General features: G+C 35.1%; 15 protein-coding genes and 1 pseudogene. 2 read left to right on the top strand and 14 right to left on the bottom strand.

The genetic code is table 11. The features are described 5' to 3' along the window. Nucleotides 1–82 precede the first annotated feature (82 nt). Nucleotides 83–3,820, top strand: coding sequence for a S8 family serine peptidase (locus tag QH639_RS16720; protein WP_281114836.1), 3,738 nt, complete (start codon nt 83–85; stop codon nt 3,818–3,820). 199 nt (nt 3,821–4,019) lie between these two features. Here QH639_RS16720 and QH639_RS16715 read toward each other — a convergent pair whose 3' ends face one another. From QH639_RS16715 to QH639_RS16700, 4 genes and pseudogenes are all read right to left on the bottom strand, one after another. Further along, a complete protein-coding gene (locus tag QH639_RS16715) occupies nt 4,020–4,748 on the bottom strand; it encodes an amino acid ABC transporter ATP-binding protein (RefSeq protein WP_167444822.1) in 729 nt (242 codons plus the stop codon). 27 nt (nt 4,749–4,775) lie between these two features. Further along, entirely contained in the window at nt 4,776–5,441 is a 666-nt protein-coding gene (locus QH639_RS16710; RefSeq protein ID WP_036077909.1) for an amino acid ABC transporter permease, read from the bottom strand. Nucleotides 5,442–5,472: 31 nt separating this feature from the next. Then, entirely contained in the window at nt 5,473–6,255 is a 783-nt protein-coding gene (locus QH639_RS16705) for a transporter substrate-binding domain-containing protein (RefSeq protein ID WP_131521737.1), read from the bottom strand. Nucleotides 6,256–6,588: 333 nt separating this feature from the next. Further along, a pseudogene (locus QH639_RS16700) lies at nt 6,589–6,932 on the bottom strand (IS4 family transposase); the annotation flags it as partial. A 176-nt stretch (nt 6,933–7,108) separates the two neighbouring features. On the opposite strand from QH639_RS16700, the gene QH639_RS16695 reads away from it, so the two are divergent. Beyond that, nucleotides 7,109–7,687, top strand: coding sequence for a TetR/AcrR family transcriptional regulator (locus QH639_RS16695; RefSeq protein ID WP_237898965.1), 579 nt, complete (start codon nt 7,109–7,111; stop codon nt 7,685–7,687). Between the two features lie 98 nt (nt 7,688–7,785). On the opposite strand, the gene QH639_RS16690 is transcribed toward QH639_RS16695, so the two are convergent. From QH639_RS16690 to walK, 10 genes are all read right to left on the bottom strand, one after another. Beyond that, nucleotides 7,786–8,994 (bottom strand): acyltransferase family protein, encoded by a 1,209-nt coding sequence (locus tag QH639_RS16690; protein WP_281114835.1) that lies wholly within the window; start codon nt 8,992–8,994, stop codon nt 7,786–7,788. 650 nt (nt 8,995–9,644) lie between these two features. Beyond that, on the bottom strand, nt 9,645–10,619 hold the full coding sequence (locus QH639_RS16685; protein WP_281114834.1) for a hypothetical protein: 975 nt from the start codon (nt 10,617–10,619) through the stop codon (nt 9,645–9,647). Between the two features lie 149 nt (nt 10,620–10,768). Then, entirely contained in the window at nt 10,769–11,386 is a 618-nt protein-coding gene (locus QH639_RS16680; RefSeq protein WP_281114833.1) for a hypothetical protein, read from the bottom strand. A 336-nt stretch (nt 11,387–11,722) separates the two neighbouring features. Further along, nucleotides 11,723–12,202, bottom strand: a complete 480-nt coding sequence (gene rlmH, locus QH639_RS16675) for a 23S rRNA (pseudouridine(1915)-N(3))-methyltransferase RlmH (protein ID WP_016992305.1) — start codon at nt 12,200–12,202, stop codon at nt 11,723–11,725. Nucleotides 12,203–12,292: 90 nt separating this feature from the next. Next, a complete protein-coding gene (locus QH639_RS16670) occupies nt 12,293–12,457 on the bottom strand; it encodes a CxxH/CxxC protein (RefSeq protein WP_004233391.1) in 165 nt (54 codons plus the stop codon). Nucleotides 12,458–12,701: 244 nt separating this feature from the next. After that, nucleotides 12,702–13,997, bottom strand: a complete 1,296-nt coding sequence (locus QH639_RS16665) for a S1C family serine protease (protein WP_131521735.1) — start codon at nt 13,995–13,997, stop codon at nt 12,702–12,704. 166 nt (nt 13,998–14,163) lie between these two features. Then, nucleotides 14,164–14,952 carry an MBL fold metallo-hydrolase gene (locus tag QH639_RS16660; RefSeq protein ID WP_131521734.1) on the bottom strand — a complete coding sequence of 263 codons (789 nt, stop codon included), beginning with the start codon at nt 14,950–14,952 and terminating at the stop codon, nt 14,164–14,166. Further along, the gene (locus tag QH639_RS16655; RefSeq protein WP_004233387.1) at nt 14,952–15,776 is read right to left on the bottom strand and encodes a two-component system regulatory protein YycI; all 825 of its coding nucleotides are present in this window, start codon (nt 15,774–15,776) and stop codon (nt 14,952–14,954) included. Before QH639_RS16655 ends, QH639_RS16660 begins: the two co-directional genes overlap by 1 nt. Further along, a complete protein-coding gene (locus tag QH639_RS16650) occupies nt 15,763–17,088 on the bottom strand; it encodes a YycH family regulatory protein (RefSeq protein ID WP_131521733.1) in 1,326 nt (441 codons plus the stop codon). The genes QH639_RS16655 and QH639_RS16650 overlap by 14 nt, the downstream gene beginning before the upstream one ends. Beyond that, nucleotides 17,085–18,950 carry a cell wall metabolism sensor histidine kinase WalK gene (gene walK / locus QH639_RS16645; protein ID WP_281114832.1) on the bottom strand — a complete coding sequence of 622 codons (1,866 nt, stop codon included), beginning with the start codon at nt 18,948–18,950 and terminating at the stop codon, nt 17,085–17,087. Before walK ends, QH639_RS16650 begins: the two co-directional genes overlap by 4 nt. Nucleotide 18,951: the final 1 nt, after the last annotated feature.

Below are 18,951 nucleotides of genomic sequence, written 5' to 3'. Positions count from 1 at the left end.
GAATTATCTCACCTGTGATAAATTGGAAATATCACATTAAACTGAAAAGTGTGATAATTAAGAGCGGAGGGAGAAATGAGATTTGAAAAAGTTTAAGTTTACGAAGTTTTTAAGTAGTATGATAGCTTTCTTTATGGTGCTTTTTCTATTGGTTCCATTATCGAGTGCTAATGCTGAAGATTCGAAGCCATTCAAGCAGGATAGCCAAAGTGAAAGTATACTTCAATTAAAGGCGGCTATCGCTGAACAGCTAAGCTTGTCTAAAGATGGTCCAACTCTTCACGAAAGCTTACAAAATGTATCAGGCAATCAAGAAGTTGCAGTCATCGTACATTTATCTGAAAAGCCTGTGGCACTAGAGCAAGGAATGAGCCAATTGAAAGGCCAAAAGTTCTCTAATGCGCGAGCAAATGAAGTTCGATCAAATGTAAAATCTCAACAAGCACAAGTTAAGAAAGAATTAGCTACTAAAAATGTTCAAATGACTCAAGGCTACACATTTGATACTGTTTTAAACGGTTTTGCAGCAACTGTGAAAGCAAATGATCTCCCAAAGCTGCTTTCAATAGAAGGAATAACATTAATTGAACCTGATGCAATTGTTTACGCATCTGAAGATAATACAATGAAATCATCAGAACTGATTAAGGAAGATCAATTAGAGGCTCAAATGAATACAAGTATTTCTTTCCTCGGCATCGAACAGCTTTGGAATGAAGGAATTGAAGGACAAGGTATAAAGGTAGCAGTATTAGATACTGGTATTGACACAGATCACCCTGAGTTCGCCGGAATTTACAAGGGTGGGAAAAACTTCATTCCAAATTCATCAACTTACACAAAGCCTCGGGCAGATGACGATGCATCGGAAACCTTGCCTTCTGAGCGTCCTGCTGGAACACCTGAATTTAATGAAAAGGGAAGCTCGTTCTATACTTCTCACGGTACTCATGTTGCTGGAACTATTGCAGCAATTGGAGCTAACAATTTCGGCATTAAAGGAATTGCTCCAAAAGTAGACCTTTATGCTTACCGTGTTCTTGGTGCATATGGAAGTGGGGCTACATCTGGTATTGTTAAAGCAATTGAAACGGCTGTCACAGAAAAAATGGACATAATCAACCTTTCTCTTGGTGGGGGGGCTAACTCTGAAACGGACGCTGGTTCATTTGCTATTAATAATGCAATGATGGCTGGAACAATCGGAGTAATTGCAACAGGGAACTCCGGCCCAAATCGAGGAACAATGGGCACGCCTGCAACCGCTCGTTTAGGAATTGCTGTGGGTAACACAACAAATCCAGAAACAATGTATAACGGTGAAGTGAATGTTACAGTTGGTGACTACAACTTAACAAAACAGCTCCCATTAATGGGAACAACTTTTGGAAGGGATTTAGCAACACAGCTTCAAGGAGAATTTGACCTAGTTGCTATTCCTGGAAACGGAGAAGTAAAAGACTATGAGGGAATCGATGTAGAAGGTAAAGTGGCATTAATCTCTCGTGGCAGTATCGCATTTGTTGATAAAATTGCGAATGCAAAGGCAAATGGAGCAGTCGCCACAATTATTCATAACTTTGCTGGTGGAACAAATGCACCTAATATTTCAGGTACATTCCTGGGTGATTCTTTTGCTTTTCTACCAACATTTGATATGTCCCAAACGGATGGCAATGCAATTCGTGCTGCATTAGCCGGTGGAACTGGAAAAGTTAGCTTTAGTCAATTTACTTCCACAAAGACACTGGGAGATGAAGTAAACGATTCAAGTTCCCGTGGCCCATCTACGCCAAACTTTGATATTAAACCAGATGTAAGTGCACCTGGAACAAACATTATGTCAACGATTCCAATGTATAAAAAGGATTTCCCTGATGCTGATTACGCAGAGGCATATGATCGTAAAACAGGAACCTCTATGGCAACACCGCATATTACAGGTATTGTTGCATTACTTAAACAAGCAAATCCTGATTGGAACGCGTTCGACATAAAAGTGGCGCTTTCTAATACAGCAAAGGTTTTAGATAAAACAAAATACGATGTGTTCTCTCAAGGTGCAGGTCGTGTAAATGCTTATGCTGCAGCACATCCAGAAATTCTTGCCTATGCATTGGATAGTGCAATTTTAGATGGAACAGGAGCTGTTTCAGAAAACTTAAAAGGGACAGTTACTTTTGGTCCACAATCACTTAAAGACCAGGATATTTCCGTAACAAAACAAGTTTTAGTAAAAGATATAAAGGGGAACGGCGGTAATTATAATGTATCAATTGATGTGACAAAATCATTTGGTGATGCAACTGTTACAGTCGACCAGCCAACATTTAATCTAGTTGGTGAGCAAGTGTTAAATCTTACATTAACGGCTTCACAAGCTACAGCTCCAAACGGCTCGGAAATACTGGGGTATATTCACATCAGCGGTGGTGCTACAGAAATTTCATTGCCATTCGCAGCTGACTTTGGAAGCGAGGCAGTAACTGAAATTAAAGATTTAAAGATTACAGAAACAGATCTATCCTTTAATGGAGATGGCGTGAAGGATTCAGCTGTACTTTCATTTACATTAACTGGCGATGTAACAACTAACTATATCGAGCTATGGGATATTATGAATCCTCAAGGTGGAGAATATGGTGATGGCTACATCGGTTATCTACATGCAGGTACTGCGCTAGGAAAAGGCTCTTATACGCTGAATATCGCTGGGCAATACAAACCATGGGGAACAGAACCTGCCACAACAATTCCAGATGGTCTCTATACTATTGACTTTACTGGTCTTGCGGCATCAGGGGTAGTTTCCGATTATGTTGGACCAATTATCGTGAAAACAACTAAACCAGAAATTACTGGTTCAGTAGCTGAAGGTGTCGCTACAGGAAAGGTAACAGATAAGTATATCGACTACAATGAAGAGTTATATTTATATGGTTTAAACTACAATTTAAATGATAAATTAAAAGCTTCCTATATTGCGACTGTGAATGGCGAAATACAAGCGCCAGTTCCTTTTGAATTAAATCAAGACGGTAGCTTCACATTCCCAGTAACAACAGAAACTAATGCTGTATCAGTAAAAATTGAAGACGCTGCAGGGAATGTTGGTGAAGCATTAATATTTGAAAAAGATGTAGTTGAACCAAAAGTAACACTTTCTGTCAATCCAACTGAGCTAGACCTAACAGCTGGGGAATCTGCACAACTTACAGTAACAGAGACAACTACTCCTCCAGAAGGTGAAGCAACAGAGGAAGATGTAACTTCAAAAGCTACTTATGTTGTGGGAGATGAAAATGTTGCAACAATAGCAAATGGATTAGTAACTGCTATAGGTGAGGGCACGACTACGATTACTATTTCATATGGTGATCATGAAGTTACGGTAAATGTTACAGTAAAAGCACCTGTTGTAGAAACACCAATCGTAACACTAGAAATTGACCAAGCTCAGGTTGAAACTAGAATAGGTAAAGAGGTTATGGTTAAGATTACTGAAGTAACTACTTTTGAGGGTAGAACAACAGAAAAAGATGTTACTACGCTTGCAACCTACGAAGTAGCAAATGATAAAATAGCTACTGTAAAAGCAGGGGCTGTAAAAGGTAAAGGTCAAGGTACTACGACAATTACAGCAACGTATGGTGACCACACATTAACATTTGATGTATTAGTTGAAAAGCCGGGCAATGGTAACGGCAATGGCAATGGCAATGGCAATGGCAATGGCAACGGCAATGGCAACGGCAATGGCAATGGCAACGGCAACGGCAATGGCAATGGTAATAATGAAGTTACCGAAGTTGAGTTATAATTAAACAAGTACCGTTCCAGCAAAAAGAGAAATTGCGCTTTGCAATTTCTCCTTTTGCTATTTAAATTTCACTTACTCATGATAAGGTTGGCTGTAACGAGTCTATGTGCAGTTTTTCTGTACAAGCTTTATCTAGTAATCATATATTTAATGCAAACCCATAAGAGATCCAAACCTTACCATTCAGAACCTTTTAGTTTTATTTAAGCATTGTCGCAGTTAAAAATTCTCGTGTTCTCTCCTCTTTTGGATGATTGAAAAATTGTTCAGGTGTGCCGCGTTCAATAATTCTCCCATCATGCATATAGACAATCCAATCAGCTACCTCTTTTGCGAATCCCATTTCATGGGTTACAACAACCATAGTCATTCCTTCTTCAGCCAAATCTTTCATGGTTGTTAAAACCTCTCCCACAAGCTCAGGATCGAGTGCCGATGTTGGCTCATCAAAAAGCATAATGTCTGGTTCCATCGCAAGTGCTCTAGCAATCGCCACCCGTTGCTTTTGCCCCCCTGATAGTTTACTAGGATAGACATCCGACTTATCCTCCAAACCTACTTTTTTCAGTAATTGTTTTGCTTTGATGATAGCTTTTTCTTTGTCTACACCCTTTACCATAACAGGTGCTTCAATAATATTTTCTAAAACCGTTTTATGTGGGAATAAGTTGAAATTTTGAAACACCATCCCAACCTTTTCTCTAATCTTGTTAAGATCATCTGTCCGTGGATTGACTTCATTTCCCTCAATTATAATATTGCCATTATCTTTTCTTTCTAAAAAGTTCAAGCAGCGAAGGAGGGTGCTTTTTCCTGACCCACTCGATCCTATTAGACAAACAACATCGCTCTCGTAGACTGTCATGTCGATATTTTTCAATACATGTAAGTCTCCAAACGATTTATTCAATTGACTTATTTTAATCATTTCCTTAGTGTCCAATTTTTTCAGCTCCTATCTGTCGCTTACTGCTAATTTTAGTTCAGTTCGGTTCACTACAAATGTCATCAACGCTACCAGCAATAAATAGTAGACTGCTACAATGAGTAAGTAGGTCATTTCATCGAAATTATTCGACCCAAGTGTTGTCGCCACATTAAACAGCTCATTCATGGAGATAAATGCGGCTAACGATGAATCTTTTAAACTGATGATAAATTGATTGCCTAAAGGCGGCAACGCTCTACGGAATGCCTGTGGGAGAATAATCCTTCTTAATGTCAGTGTCTTTGTCATTCCCAACGAGCGTCCTGCTTCAAATTGGCCATTATCGACTGACTGAATTGCTCCACGAAGGATTTCAGAAATATAAGCTCCATTATGTAGCGCTAGAGCAAGTGAAGCAGCCCAAAAATCAGGAAGAAGGAAAATCCCGCTAATTCCGAAGTAGAGGATAAATATTTGAACAATCAGTGGTGTTCCTCGAACCAAATAGACATATATATCTGAAATAAGTTCTAAAATTTTTATATTAGAAATTTTTAATAAGGCAAAGACTAGTCCGATGATGATTCCCAGTAAGATAGAAACCACCGTCAGCTCTAATGTTAAAAGCATAGCTTTAAAGAATACACCTTTTGTTTCGATTAGTATTTGAAAAAAATGCGAAAAACTTGGCAAAGTACTACTTCCTTTCTTTTATAGCATTGGTTTATTCTGATTTTTTGGTAATGTCCTCACCAAAATATTTGATACTGATTTGAGTCAATGTTCCATTTTCCCGAAGTTGTTCCAAAGATTCATTAACTCGCTTCACTAGCTTTGGATTATCCTGAGGCAACACAATCGCTTGTTCACTGCGATTAATTAATTGCTGTCCCTTAATCTTAAAACCTTCCTTTTCAGCAGTTTTTCCTGTAACAAAATCTGTGATTACTGCATCATGACGCCCACTACTCAACGCCTTTAATGCCGTAATATCGCTGTCATATGTTTTGATGTTGTCTGTATACTTGGAAGCTGTATCGGCATATGTTGATCCTTTTGCAACAGCTACTTCCTTTCCCTCTAAATCTTCAACAGTCCTAATTTTACTATCCGGTCTGGTGAAAATTTTCGGTCCTGAATAATAATAGGGGGTAGAGAAAGAAACATGTTTACTCCGCTGCGGGTTAATCGTGTGACTTGCAACGGCTGCATCCGCTCTTCCTGTTTTCACCCCTTCCACAATTCCTTTGAACTTGATTCGTTTCTGAACCGGCTCAAGGCCCATTTCCTTTGCAATCGCTTCTCCAACCTCAATATCAAAGCCCGACATTGTAAGATCGTCATTTATATAACTAAATGGCTTAAATTCACCAGAAGTAGCAAAAACAAATTGATTTTTATTGATCAGTTCAGATCCATCTTCAAGCTTCTGCTTCTCTCCACAACCAGATAACAAGCAGACTACGATTGTGCTAAAGACCAATAGTAACTTTTTACTCAACAACATGTTGCTATAACTCCTTTCTCTTTCGTTTATTCCTACAATACCTCTTGCTATATAACTTGCTTATGCTAGTTAATACCCAATCCACTCCCAATAAAACAAAAAAGTATCAGGCACTTTTAATAGTGCCTGGTACTTTTTCTACAAAGTTCGCATTTCAGTGTGGTCGTTTTTACTCTCCAAGCCGGAAATAAAAAATGGGAAATTACGTTAAAATATATGCGTAAGTAGTTAAACAAAGGTAGTAATCAACCACTTTTTACTATATCCTGTGGCTTGTGCAACAACGATGATTAATTCTTTATAAAACGCTCTCTCCTTGAATTTTACGTAGATCCCTTTTGAATCGAGGACTTTAATTAAGAAAAGTACATTTTCAGACCGATTTTGTGTCGTCTCAATTACGACCACTTCATCGGATAAAATAGATGGATTTTCGGGTAACGCAAACGAGTAACAGAAAAATACCCTTCCTCTGTCATTGGATTAAACCGTTCGTAATCTAAGTAGCCACGGCCAAAGATGGACATGCATTCTTTGTCATCAATGAATACTTCTAAATGATGGTGGTTATTTTCGATGGCATTTGTCAGTACGGCTTAATCCGGATAACAATACCCTTTTTCCATATAGGCAAGGCGTAAATGAAGCTTCACACCAGATTTCGTTTTACGAAATTTTCGCCTACGGATAATTCGTTAAATTTAAATGTAATGATAAGATGAATTTTTTTATCTATCTACCTAATTGGGAGCATATCAAGAATAGCTGTCTGTTTTTCATAATAATACTTTTTAAACAGTTATTTATAGTAGAATTAATAATAACGTTATTGCAAGAAATGGAGTGAATAAAATTGGGAAGGGAAGAAAAGAAACGACAAACTAAATTAGCTATAACAAACGCTGCCTTCAAATTATTTTCGGAAAACGGATATGAGTCGACAAGGGTTGAAGATATTGTGAAATTAGCTGGAGTTTCTAAGGGTACTTTTTTTAATTATTTTCCGACAAAAGAGGCAGTCATAGAAGATTTTGAAAGATTTTCAATCTATTCGGAAGCTGAAAAATTAATGAATATCACAAGTCCAGTAGTACCTAAACTACTCTCTTCGTTAATTAATATCGTACATAATTTAAACTATACAAGGTCATTAAGAAGAGCAACTTTAATGGCAACTCTCTCAAGTGCTAATAATTTAAATAATCACATAGATAATATGAATAATCTTCGTGCTTTATTGATTCCGATTTTTAAGTACGGACAGGAAACAGGGGAATTTACACAAAAATTATCCCCTGAAACACTGGCAGACTTAACTATTCAAATGTTTATTGGTGTATTAACCCACTGGTGTCTTGGTGGTGGCGAAGATGATCTTATTACACAACTTATGATGAGTTTTGATGTTTTCTTTAAAGGAATATCATCATAAAGATCCTGTTGATTTCCAAAGTAATCCTGCGAGAATAGCCTGTGTTATAAAAACTCGCAGGGATGTTGTCAAAGAGAGAATTGGAGACAAGCAGAGAACTAATATATACTCTTCTTATTAAATTTATTCACTAAACCTTGAGAACGTCTATGATTTGTCCCAGAGAATAGTAGACTAATAACCGGTAATTTTTGAATAATAAAATACGATATTAAATGGCTAAATACGATCCCCAATAGTGATGCTAATACGAATTTTATATAGCCTGAAACAGGTACACTAATTAAAATATATTGAATTCCAATTAAAACCGGAATATGAATAATATAAACACAAAAGGAATTTTTAGATAAAGCCTCAATCCATTTTGATTTTCTATTTAATTTACGTTGAAATAATTCAATTAAACCAATTGAAAGTCCTGTACATAAAAAGGTCTCATAGATTGTATAAATAAGTGAACTATTATCCCATCCACCCCTTGAATGTGGTACAAACCCAATTACATTTAAAGCAATTAATAAAACTCCTATAAATAACCATAAATTACCAACACTTTTAGGGATATGATAAATCCAGTTATTATTAGCAGCTGTTATTCCCAAAACTACAAATGCTAAATATTGAGGAAAGTGTGCATACTCCATTTGGATAAAACCTAGAACACCAATCCATTCATCAATCGAATAACTTGTTCGAACTAAAAAAGTGATTAACGATATGATAATAACAAATATAAAAATATGTTTATGTGTTGGGGAAATTAAAATTTTTGGTAAATTAATTTTTTTAAAAAGATTCATTAATACTAGATATATCAGTGAATAAATAAGAAGATGTTCAATAAACCAAAGATGGCCAAAATTTAAGTCTGGCCAAGATGGTCCTGCCCAATTCAATGGCTTTTCACTAAATCCTAGATAAATATTTTTATAGTATTCATATAACGATAGGTGAGGGTAACCACGAAATTCATTATAATAAAAGTACATTATTAAAGGAATTATTACTATAAATCCAAATAATAAAGGTATACCAATTCTCTTCAATCGATCTTTCAAAAAACCTATACTCCCTTTGTGTTTATACGCAAGAGGTATAAAATAAGCAGAAAGAAAAAAATAAAGACTCATATTAAAGGCCGAATTTATCCCAAAAAAAACGCCCAAGTCAGAATCGACACCCAAATCTCGTACATACCAAAAACCATTTGCCCCGCCATAAGGTTGACCTGCATGGTGGACAATTACAGTGCAAGAAAGAAACACTTTTAAAAAATCCATAAAATGTATACGTGTATTAGACAACTCACATTTCCCCTTTTTGGAAATAACTTCTAAACTATTTATAATACTTTTTATACTCGCGGTCAATATTTATCTTATTATATTATTGATTAAATTTTAGAATATTTATTTTATGATTATTAATTATGACTACAGGTCAATTTATATATGGTTGATTACGTGGAATTTCACATTAATATAAAATGTTTAGGGAAAAATAAAAAAGGAGCAGATTGTAAGTGGAAATTCTAGTAGTTATAGGTCCTTTAAAACGTAAAAAAATATCATTGTCCGTACCCTTCTAATTGGAAAAAAAGTCGATTAAGAGGAATGGAAAGGATACTTACAATAATACAAGTTCATCTTATCAAATTTTTGTATTAGGAGAAGGGTTATTCGTTACGGAAAATAGCAAATGAAACGGGACCTGATTTTAAAACCGTACAAAATACGTGGAGCAACAGGATTTTTAATCTGAAACTAGGGAAGCGTAAAACCGTGTCAAAAAGATAGATGTATATACAGCTTTCTCTATTAATTATGAAGCAAAATAAATGACTAATCATCTTGATAATGATTAGTCGTTTATTCAAAAAGCCCTTATTTATGATACGGTTCTCCCTGATGGGCCTAAGTGCGGTTTAATACTTTTTATATTTAAATCTTCAAATCTAAATTTGTTTAGATACATACTCATAGAAATCTTCGAATAAGAAAATATTTATTTGATATTCAGAGTTAAAAGTATTATCTAAATAATGTGGATTTTTATTAACCAAATACAGCTCTACTGAATCAAATCTTTCTCCTAAAATTCCATCAAAAATAGATCTATGTTTGAGTAAAAACAAACGACGTTCATTCATTTTTATCATATGTTCTTTAGCTTTTGACAAACTTTGGCATATCCCATATAAACTATTATCTATATCTCTATTTTTTAATTCCATTAAGTATAAGGTATTATTCTTTATGTAAAAAAAATCTATTTCCTGTGAAATTGAAGGGTTTGATTTAAATAACTCTTTACATTCTTTAAATTTATTTAAATCAAAATTCACATGTCCTATAATATCTTCTTTTTCCAAAAGTGACTTTAACCTTTTTAAATCATATTCATCATAATTTTTTTCCACTAATCTTTTAGTCTTTTTATCTAACCCTTTGTTTAAATGGTTTTTTAAAATCCTCTGTCTAAAATACTGTGCTGATTCTACAAAAGTATAAAAAGGTAAAATATAATAATCTTTAACTTCTATAAGTGGAGTTCTAAATAATCTATTATCATCACTAAATGTAGATTTTATAAAATTTGTTTTTGAACATTTTTTTAAAACTAAATCATCTAACATGAATCTAATAGCAACTTTATCTCTACCAGTTTTACGATAGATATCCTCTACTAAAGCTTCCTTTTCTATAAATGAAATTATAGTTCTGGTTTCTAAGAACTTTTCATTATATTCATAAATATACTCCTCTAAAATAAACGGAGAATACCCTCTTCTCGCTTCAAAAGATTGGTAAACTTCTTCTAACTCTTTATTATAAAGATTCTTTTTAAAAGCCTCTGTAGATTTGAAATATTTTCTGATTTTTCTTTCAAATGATTCCTCAATTTTTAATAATCCATCTTCTATACTCATAATGCTGCCATTCTCATATAAATATTCAATGTATTTCTTCTTTTGTTCAACATTTAGAAGTAAATTAGTTACATATAAAAGATTTTTTATATTTAGTATACTATTTGATTTTTCTTTAAAGTCAATTTCACTGTTCAATACATAATGAATTAAATATTCAAAAACTTTTTTATCGGCACCAAAAAAAACCTTAAATCACTTATTTTAAATTTCTCAAGAATATGTAATGTTTCTGAAATAAGGTTCATTCTATTTTTATCTATATAACCATCAGAACTCCATTCATAGGATTGCATGCCAATATAACTAATCGTATTTGCATATGCCACAAAAATTTTTATTAGCTCTTCTCTAGAAAAATTAACTAGTATATTTCTTATTGAATAACCATATTGATTCGAAAGACTATTTAATATTGCATAAGCATCTTTTTTGTTAGGTAAACTCCTAGAATCAGAAAGATACAACTGTTTCATCGTTTCTTTTTCTAGTTCTATTAATTCTATATCCATATCAATAGTCATTATGGTTTCCATATTCAATATTCTTTCATACTTTTGAGCAATTTTAGCTACTTCTAAATAGATATTCTGATTTTCTGATAGTGCTGTAAGATTAAGCGCTCTTGAATACAAAAAATTAAAATATTCATCCATATGTTTTTCCAGAAAGATGTTTTTCATATTGTTATAATCCATATTTCTTTGCCAACGAGGTATTCCTTCTGTAAACTTTTCAAAAGATAGAACATTATTAAAATCAGACATGTAATATATCTCTCCTATCTTGGGGCCTATGTAGAAACTAAAATTTCATCAAACTCTTTTACAATATCCATTTATACAGCTTCTTAATTGTCTGCTATATTCAAACTATCATATATTATACTAAAATTTTCATAAATTGTTAAAATCCATTTTTATTTCTCTCTTCTATAATAGCCAACTAAAATAAATTAGCTTAAGCTCCGTTATTAAAAATTTTCTTTAGTATATGTTGTGCCTTATCCCACTCTATCTGCAAATTCTTGCTTCTATGCAAATAAAAATAAACCATCAACTACAATAAAACTACTGTAATTGATGATTTATTAAAAACCTCACTTACTTATGATAAGGTTCCCCCTTCATAATCCTAAAACTACGGTAAATCTGCTCGACTAGCACAAGCTTCATGAGCTGGTGAGGAAGTGTCATCTTACCAAAAGATTGTTGCTCATCTGCACGCTTTAACACATCATCATGCAGACCGAGGGAGCCGCCGATGACGAAGGCAATTTTGCTTTTGCCGTAGGTCATGAGGGATTCGATGTCGGCAGCCATTTGTTCGGAGGTTTTCATTTTGCCGTTGATGGCTAGGGCGATTACGTAAGCATCTGGGCTAATTTTCGCCAGGATGCGTTCGCCCTCTTTTTTCTTGACGATATCCATTTCAGCTTCACTTAGTTGTTCAGGTGCCTTTTCGTCTGGCACTTCAACCAAATCCATTTTTGCATAGCCGCCAAGACGTTTTACGTACTCATCGATCCCCATTTTTAAGTACTTTTCTTTTAGCTTGCCGACTGATACAATCGTTATATTCACACGTTATCCACCTTTACAATTCATTTACAAACAAATTATCCACAAAAGTTATCAACATATCCACATGTCATTTCTATATATTGTGTAAAGTTATTTACTTGATACAATATATTCTGCTGCCTGTTCACAGTAGCTACACTTTGTGGATAACTTTTTATCCTCTTCGATTTTATCCATAATTGGGAACACTTTTTGTTCTGCTACAAACATGTCTAAAGCGTGATCTATATGGCTTTCACAGCTGTACTTTTCCATTTTTTGATGTCTCCTTATTTTCCGAAATTTCCACAAACTTATTCACAAATCAGTCTATGTTATCCACAATCTATTGTAACAAAGTAATAGCAGGTATGGAAGAAGTGCCTTTTACTCCCGATTTGCTGTGCGGAAATAGTATTCACAATTTTCTAGTTATCCACAATATTTCATAAAAGTATTTTCTCCATCCTCATAAAAAAGCGATGAAGACCGATTAGATCTCCATCGCTTTTCATATTCTTTACAATGTATTACCGTTTGTTAATGTTAGTGATAGCTCGACTAATTTACCTTGACGGTACACTTTTAATGTTAGCTTATCACCAATTTTTTTGTCATTATATAAATGCTTGCGTAAATCAATGGTTGTTTCAATTTTTTGACCATCCATCTCTACAATAACATCGTATTGTTGAACCCCTGCTTTTAAGGCTGGTGAGTTATTCATGACATCTGTTACAACAACACCTGTTGTCACTTCTGCAGGTAATTTTAATGTTTGTTGTTGATAGAATGATGGCACATCTGTTAAATCTGCAAGTGAAACTCCCATTGTTGGACGTTTCATTTCTCCATTTTTCTCTAGCTCCTCGATAATTGGAATAGCTGAATTAATTGGAATAGAGAACCCTAAACCTTCAACTGAGGATTCAGCGATTTTCATGGAGTTAATTCCTACTAATTCTCCAGCTAAGTTTACAAGTGCTCCACCACTATTCCCTGGGTTAATCGCAGCATCTGTTTGCAAGACTTCTTGTTGCCAATCTTCTGTGCCATCACCATTTAAGTCTACTGGTACAGAACGGTCTTTACCTGAAACAACACCAGTTGTCACAGAACCATAGAAGTCTAAACCAAGTGGGTTACCAATGGCAATCACTGTTTCACCTTGTTTTAATACATCCGAATTCCCGAATGTCGCAACTGTTTTAACATTTTTAGAGTTAATAGAAATAACTGCAAGGTCCGTCCAAACATCGTGACCCACTAATTGTGCAGGTTCTTTTGTTCCGTCTGGCATTGTGACCTCTAACTGCTTTGCCCCTTCAATAACATGGTTATTTGTGATGATAAAGGCTTTGTCACCTTCAATTTTATAAACAACACCTGAACCGCTTCCTGCTTCTTTTGTTGTCGTTGATGGTGGGCTCCAAAAACCTCCGCTTGTGACTTCTTGAATATTTGTGATACCGACAACTGCTTGTGAGGCTTTATCAACTGCAGTTGTCACATCTGTTGTTACTTCTGTAGCTACCTGATTAATTGTTGTGTTATTTTTTCCTGTATTACTTGTTGTTGTTCCAGGCATTTGATTGACAAGTCCTGGTAGCATAAGCCACACAAGTAAAGCACCTATAATGACACCGACCAGACCACTAAAGAAATAGCCGCCTTTACCTCCTCCACCTTTCTTTTTCATGCGCTTAGTCTGCATTTCTTGCTCCTCGCGCTCTAGTCTTTCTTGAAGAGGTGATTTCGGTACTTCATCCTTTTTAAGGAAATCACTGTTTTTATCATCATCTTGGAAATAGCTCATGTTCGTCATCCTTTCCTTTGAGTGCTATCTAATTAGTTGTTACCCTAATCTTACGATTCAAACATTAAAATCAGATGAAAAACAAATAAAATAGGCATAAAAAAAGCTGCTCAATGCATTTTTTTATGCGTTGAACAGCTTCAAATTTTATCTAAATAGCCTATGATTAAACCGTCACCAATTTTGTTGGTTCTTCTGCATCCGTATCAAATAGATGAACATGCTCACCAACAAGGATGCCACAAGATTGTAAGGTTTGTGCGACACTCATACGTGCTAGCTCTTTCATATTATTATCTTTACTTAAATGTGAAAGATAAATATTGGTCGTCTTATCAAATACAACCTCACTCATTGCAATTGCTGCATCCTCATTAGACACATGTCCTACATCACTTAAAATACGACGTTTAATAGACCAAGGATAGCGTCCCATTTGTAGCATATTGACATCATGATTACTTTCAAAGACAAAAGAATCAGCGCCTCGAATAATTCCTTTCATACGATCACTGACATAGCCTGTATCTGTAATAATAACAAGCTTGCGATCATTTTCATGAAAAGTATAGAACATTGGATCTGCTGCATCGTGTGAAACAGCAAAGGATTCAACAGCTAAAGAACCAAAATGCTTCACTGTATCCATTTCAAATTCAAAACGTTGCTCTACTGGAATGTCCCCAATAAGCCCATCCATTGCCTGCCACGTTTTGGCATTTGCATAAATTGGTACATTATATTTCCGTGATAGTACACCAATTCCTTTAATATGATCACTATGCTCATGTGTAACAAAGATACCACTGAGCTGCTTCATATTACGGTCGATTTTTGTAAATAACTGCTCCATCTTTTTCCCACTAAGACCCGCATCAACGATAAAAGCATGATCGTCATTCTCTACATAAATCGAATTCCCTGTACTGCCACTTGCTAAAACACTAAATCGCATTATTCAACTCCCCAGTCTTCTTCTTCGCTCTCTTGCTTGTCCTCCTGGATTTCGATGACTTTACCTTCTACTGCATTCACAAAGTACTCCTCTTTTGTTCCATCAGATAATTTCACTTGAACTTCCCATGTTGGCACCAATACCTGAGTTCGTGTCAATTTAACAAGCGTTGAGTAACCTAGTTTCATTTGTGTAATGCGAGAATCTGGCTTGAGCGGTCCCTTTGCATACAAAGTTTGAATTATTTGAAGTGGTGGAATAACTGTTTCCTGCTGTTCCATTTCTTCAATATTATCAATCATTGTTTGTTCATACATTGTTACTTCGTTATTAGCATTCCATTTTATTTTTAATGAACCACTATAATAGAACATTCGATTGTTTGTCTTTTGGAAAAAAATCGCGACTCGTTCTTCGCGGTCTACTTTCCATAAAGCATAAGATGCACCTTCAATGATGTTTGCCAGGGCAAAATCTGTAAAGCTTGCATCATCACTTACATTACGTAATTTAACAGGCCTCATAAAAATAACACGAGCCTTTGTATTATTATCATCCTTAAATTTAACTTGCTGGTTACTATTACTAAATTCGTCTGGTGTGAATTTATGCACTTGAGCTGTCATATACGAAGCAGATTCAATATTATTTGGTAATGTACCATACGTAATATTATCATCCTTTAAACGGGCTTCTATTGTTCTTTCACCTGGTACCTCAATATCTTTCGCTTCATTATAGCGATTGACATAAAGTGAATACAAGAAGATGTTCAGTATTAAAAAAACGAATATAAAAATAGATTTTGTTCTATTCCAATCCATTTTTAACACCTCCTAATACTTCAGGAGTCAGTTTAGTCCATGTACCATTACGAATAACAAACCAACAAGGTTCAAATATAAATATATTCTGTTCTTGATTTTGTGTTAAATAATAGCCTAAGACGATTTCGTCGATATCAGACAGAGGAATACTGTTAGCGCTTTTTAATCTCTCTGCGATCTCCGCACCTGATGCTAATTCTTTGATTTCTTTCTCCAATGATATATCCATATCCAATGAGAAGTATGGACGCTTATAATGGAAAATTCGACTATCTCCCCAAATCGTTGTCATTCGTGTAATAACATGATTGCTATAGACAGGGAAACCTTGCAAATACATTTGATAGTCTATTTGATTTTTATTGGTATTGGATGCAGCATAGCGGAAATCTGCCGTAAATCCTCCATGCTCATTAATAAATTCAAAGCTATCCTTTAAAAGCTTGGATGGCTCGACTCTAATACTACTTTCTGCAGCAGGATAAACATAGTTTAATGATTTAAGATTTGTTTCTAAGGTCATTAACGACATACCATCTGTATATTTTTCAGAGGATGCACTTTCCACATTCCGCTGCACAATATTTGGATCTGGGAATAATACATTTTTAAATAGTTCTGGCGTAATATCCTCAATAAAATACGTATATTTTACAGATTCAATATTACTGTTCGCCAAATAAAGAGATGTATAGCCTTCTCTTTCTACTTCTTTAAAAACCTCATATTTTTTGGCAGGCTCTATGACTTCCTGTATAAATTGATTCATGTTTGGCACACTGACATGTGAGCGGAATAATGATTGGTTATTACCACTAATGTAATACAACATCAATTCTTTACTATTGTAATTACTCCAATCTATAATCATACGATTGAACGTTGTTTCTGGTAATTCCTTATCAGTGAACTGAAAGGTTGTGTTAAAAGCTGAAAAAGGAATCTCTCCTGTAAAAAATATTGTCATTCGATGATCTGCGCCAATAATTTGATTCACATAGTTTGCAGAAAGATTATTGTTTACAGACACCAAATCTAAAACATTCCAGCCTTTAAATACTTTCATCATGTCTTTCATAGCTGCATTAGAAACTGTGCCTGTAAACTCTTCTTCAGATCGGAAAATAGCCTTGTATGGTCGAATAATATCCTCCATATCCTTTTGCGGCTTAATTAAAATTTCCTCGCCCTCTGTTTTTTCAATATATTTATAATCAGGTGTATAGGTCCAAATTAAAAAAGTTAAAATCACACTCAGCATAACAAGTAGAAATAATACAACAGATTTAACTGGCTCTATATATTTCATTCCCACTCACCTGCCTCACCCAATTCATCTGCATCATATGGTAATGTGAAGAAAATTGTTGTACCCTGTCCTTCTTCACTTTCAGCCCAAATCTTACCGCCGTGTGCTTCAATCATTTCCCGCGCAATAGCTAATCCCAAGCCTGTTCCTCCCATAGAACGAGCACGGGCACGATCCACACGATAGAAGCGATCAAAAATACGGCCAACATTTTCTTTAGGAATACCCATGCCATCATCTGAAATCATGACTTTCAACATGTCATCCTGTCCCGTAAAGCCAAAGCGAATATTGCCACCATCTGGAGAATATTTAATAGCATTGGAAATGATATTATCAATAACCTGTGTGATTTTATCCGTATCAATTTCTACATAAAAGGAGGTTTCAGGGAATAATCGTTTAAAATGTACCTTGTCAGACTTAGACATTTCAAATCTGTCTATAATGCGGTTAAAGAATGAATTAAATAAGACAATATCTTTATTCAACTCGTAATCTGAACTATCCATTCTTGATAACTGCAGTAAATCATTTACTAGACGAATCATACGCTCTGTTTCGGTTTGTGTCACATTTAAAAACGTAGGAGCAATATTTTCATCTTTCCATGCACCATCTGCAAGTGCCTCTAAATAACTGCGCATTGTTGTTAATGGCGTTCTTAACTCATGTGATACATTCGATACGAATTCCCGACGATCCATTTCAATCTTTTCTTGCTCTGTTATATCGTGCAAAACAGTAATCAGACCATTAATAAAGCCTGTTTCTTTTTGAATAACAGAGAAATTAGCACGAAGTATATAGGGAGCATCCGCTGTACTGAAGTTTAAATTCACGGCATCATTCATATGAATTAAGTCTTCAAAACTATATTCCTGATCAATCCCCAATACAGAGGCGATAGGACGCCCTAATGTAATATCTCTTGAAATATGCAGTAATTCCAATGCAGGGTCATTAATGAGAATAATACGTCCCTTACGATCTGTTGCAATTACACCATCTGTCATATTACTTAGAACTGAATCGAGCTTTCGACGTTCAGCTTCTGTGGTCGATTGTGCTTCCTGCAAACGATTGGTTAGATGATTAAAGGTGATGGCTAGCTGGCCGATTTCATCTGTACCATATACACGTACCTTTCGAGAGTAGTTCCCCTTCGCCATTGCCTGAGCCTGCTTTCGCATATCAGCAATAGGCTGTGTAATCGTTCTTGCCACAAGAATACCTAAGAAGATGGTAATGACCAAGGACATTGCCGTACCACCAAGGAAAATCTGATTAATATCATTCATTTGTTCAAAAACTGATTCAATATTGGCTTCAATATAGAGTACACCAATGATTTCATCGTCTGGTCCTGCACCCGCACGAATGGGATTCGCTAATACCCACACACGATTTCTCGTCTTATTGTCCAGCTTAATAATATCAAACAATGTTTCGGCAGATATCGCTCGACGTACAAGGTCAGTATTAGAGCGCTGACCTATTAAATTTTGGTTTTCAAGCTCAGATGTTGCAAGTATTCTTTGTCTATTGTCAATGACACGAATTTCTAAAATATCACCATTTGAAACATCCCTTAAACCAGTAGAAAACTCCATAACAATTGACTTTAGGCTCTCCTCTAGTTTAGGCATGCTTTCATCGCGTTCCTTTAAAATTTCCTCACGAAGACTATATTGCATCAAGTCAACTCGCTGAAAAATGGAATCTTGGAAGTTGCTCTTCAAATTTCTTTCTAATTCACGAGCGAAATAGATACCGATAATTTGTAAAGCAAGCAATATTAATAAAATATAAATCAGCACTAGTTTGACATGAATGGATTTAAAGAAGCTCACTTTCTGCATT

Origin of the sequence: Lysinibacillus sp. 1 U-2021 (genome assembly GCF_029916965.1) — a bacterium.
In the GTDB taxonomy this organism is placed as follows: Bacteria; Bacillota; Bacilli; order Bacillales_A; family Planococcaceae; genus Lysinibacillus; species Lysinibacillus capsici.
Note: the sequence above shows the minus strand (reverse complement) of the source record. Positions and strands in the feature narration are given on the sequence as shown.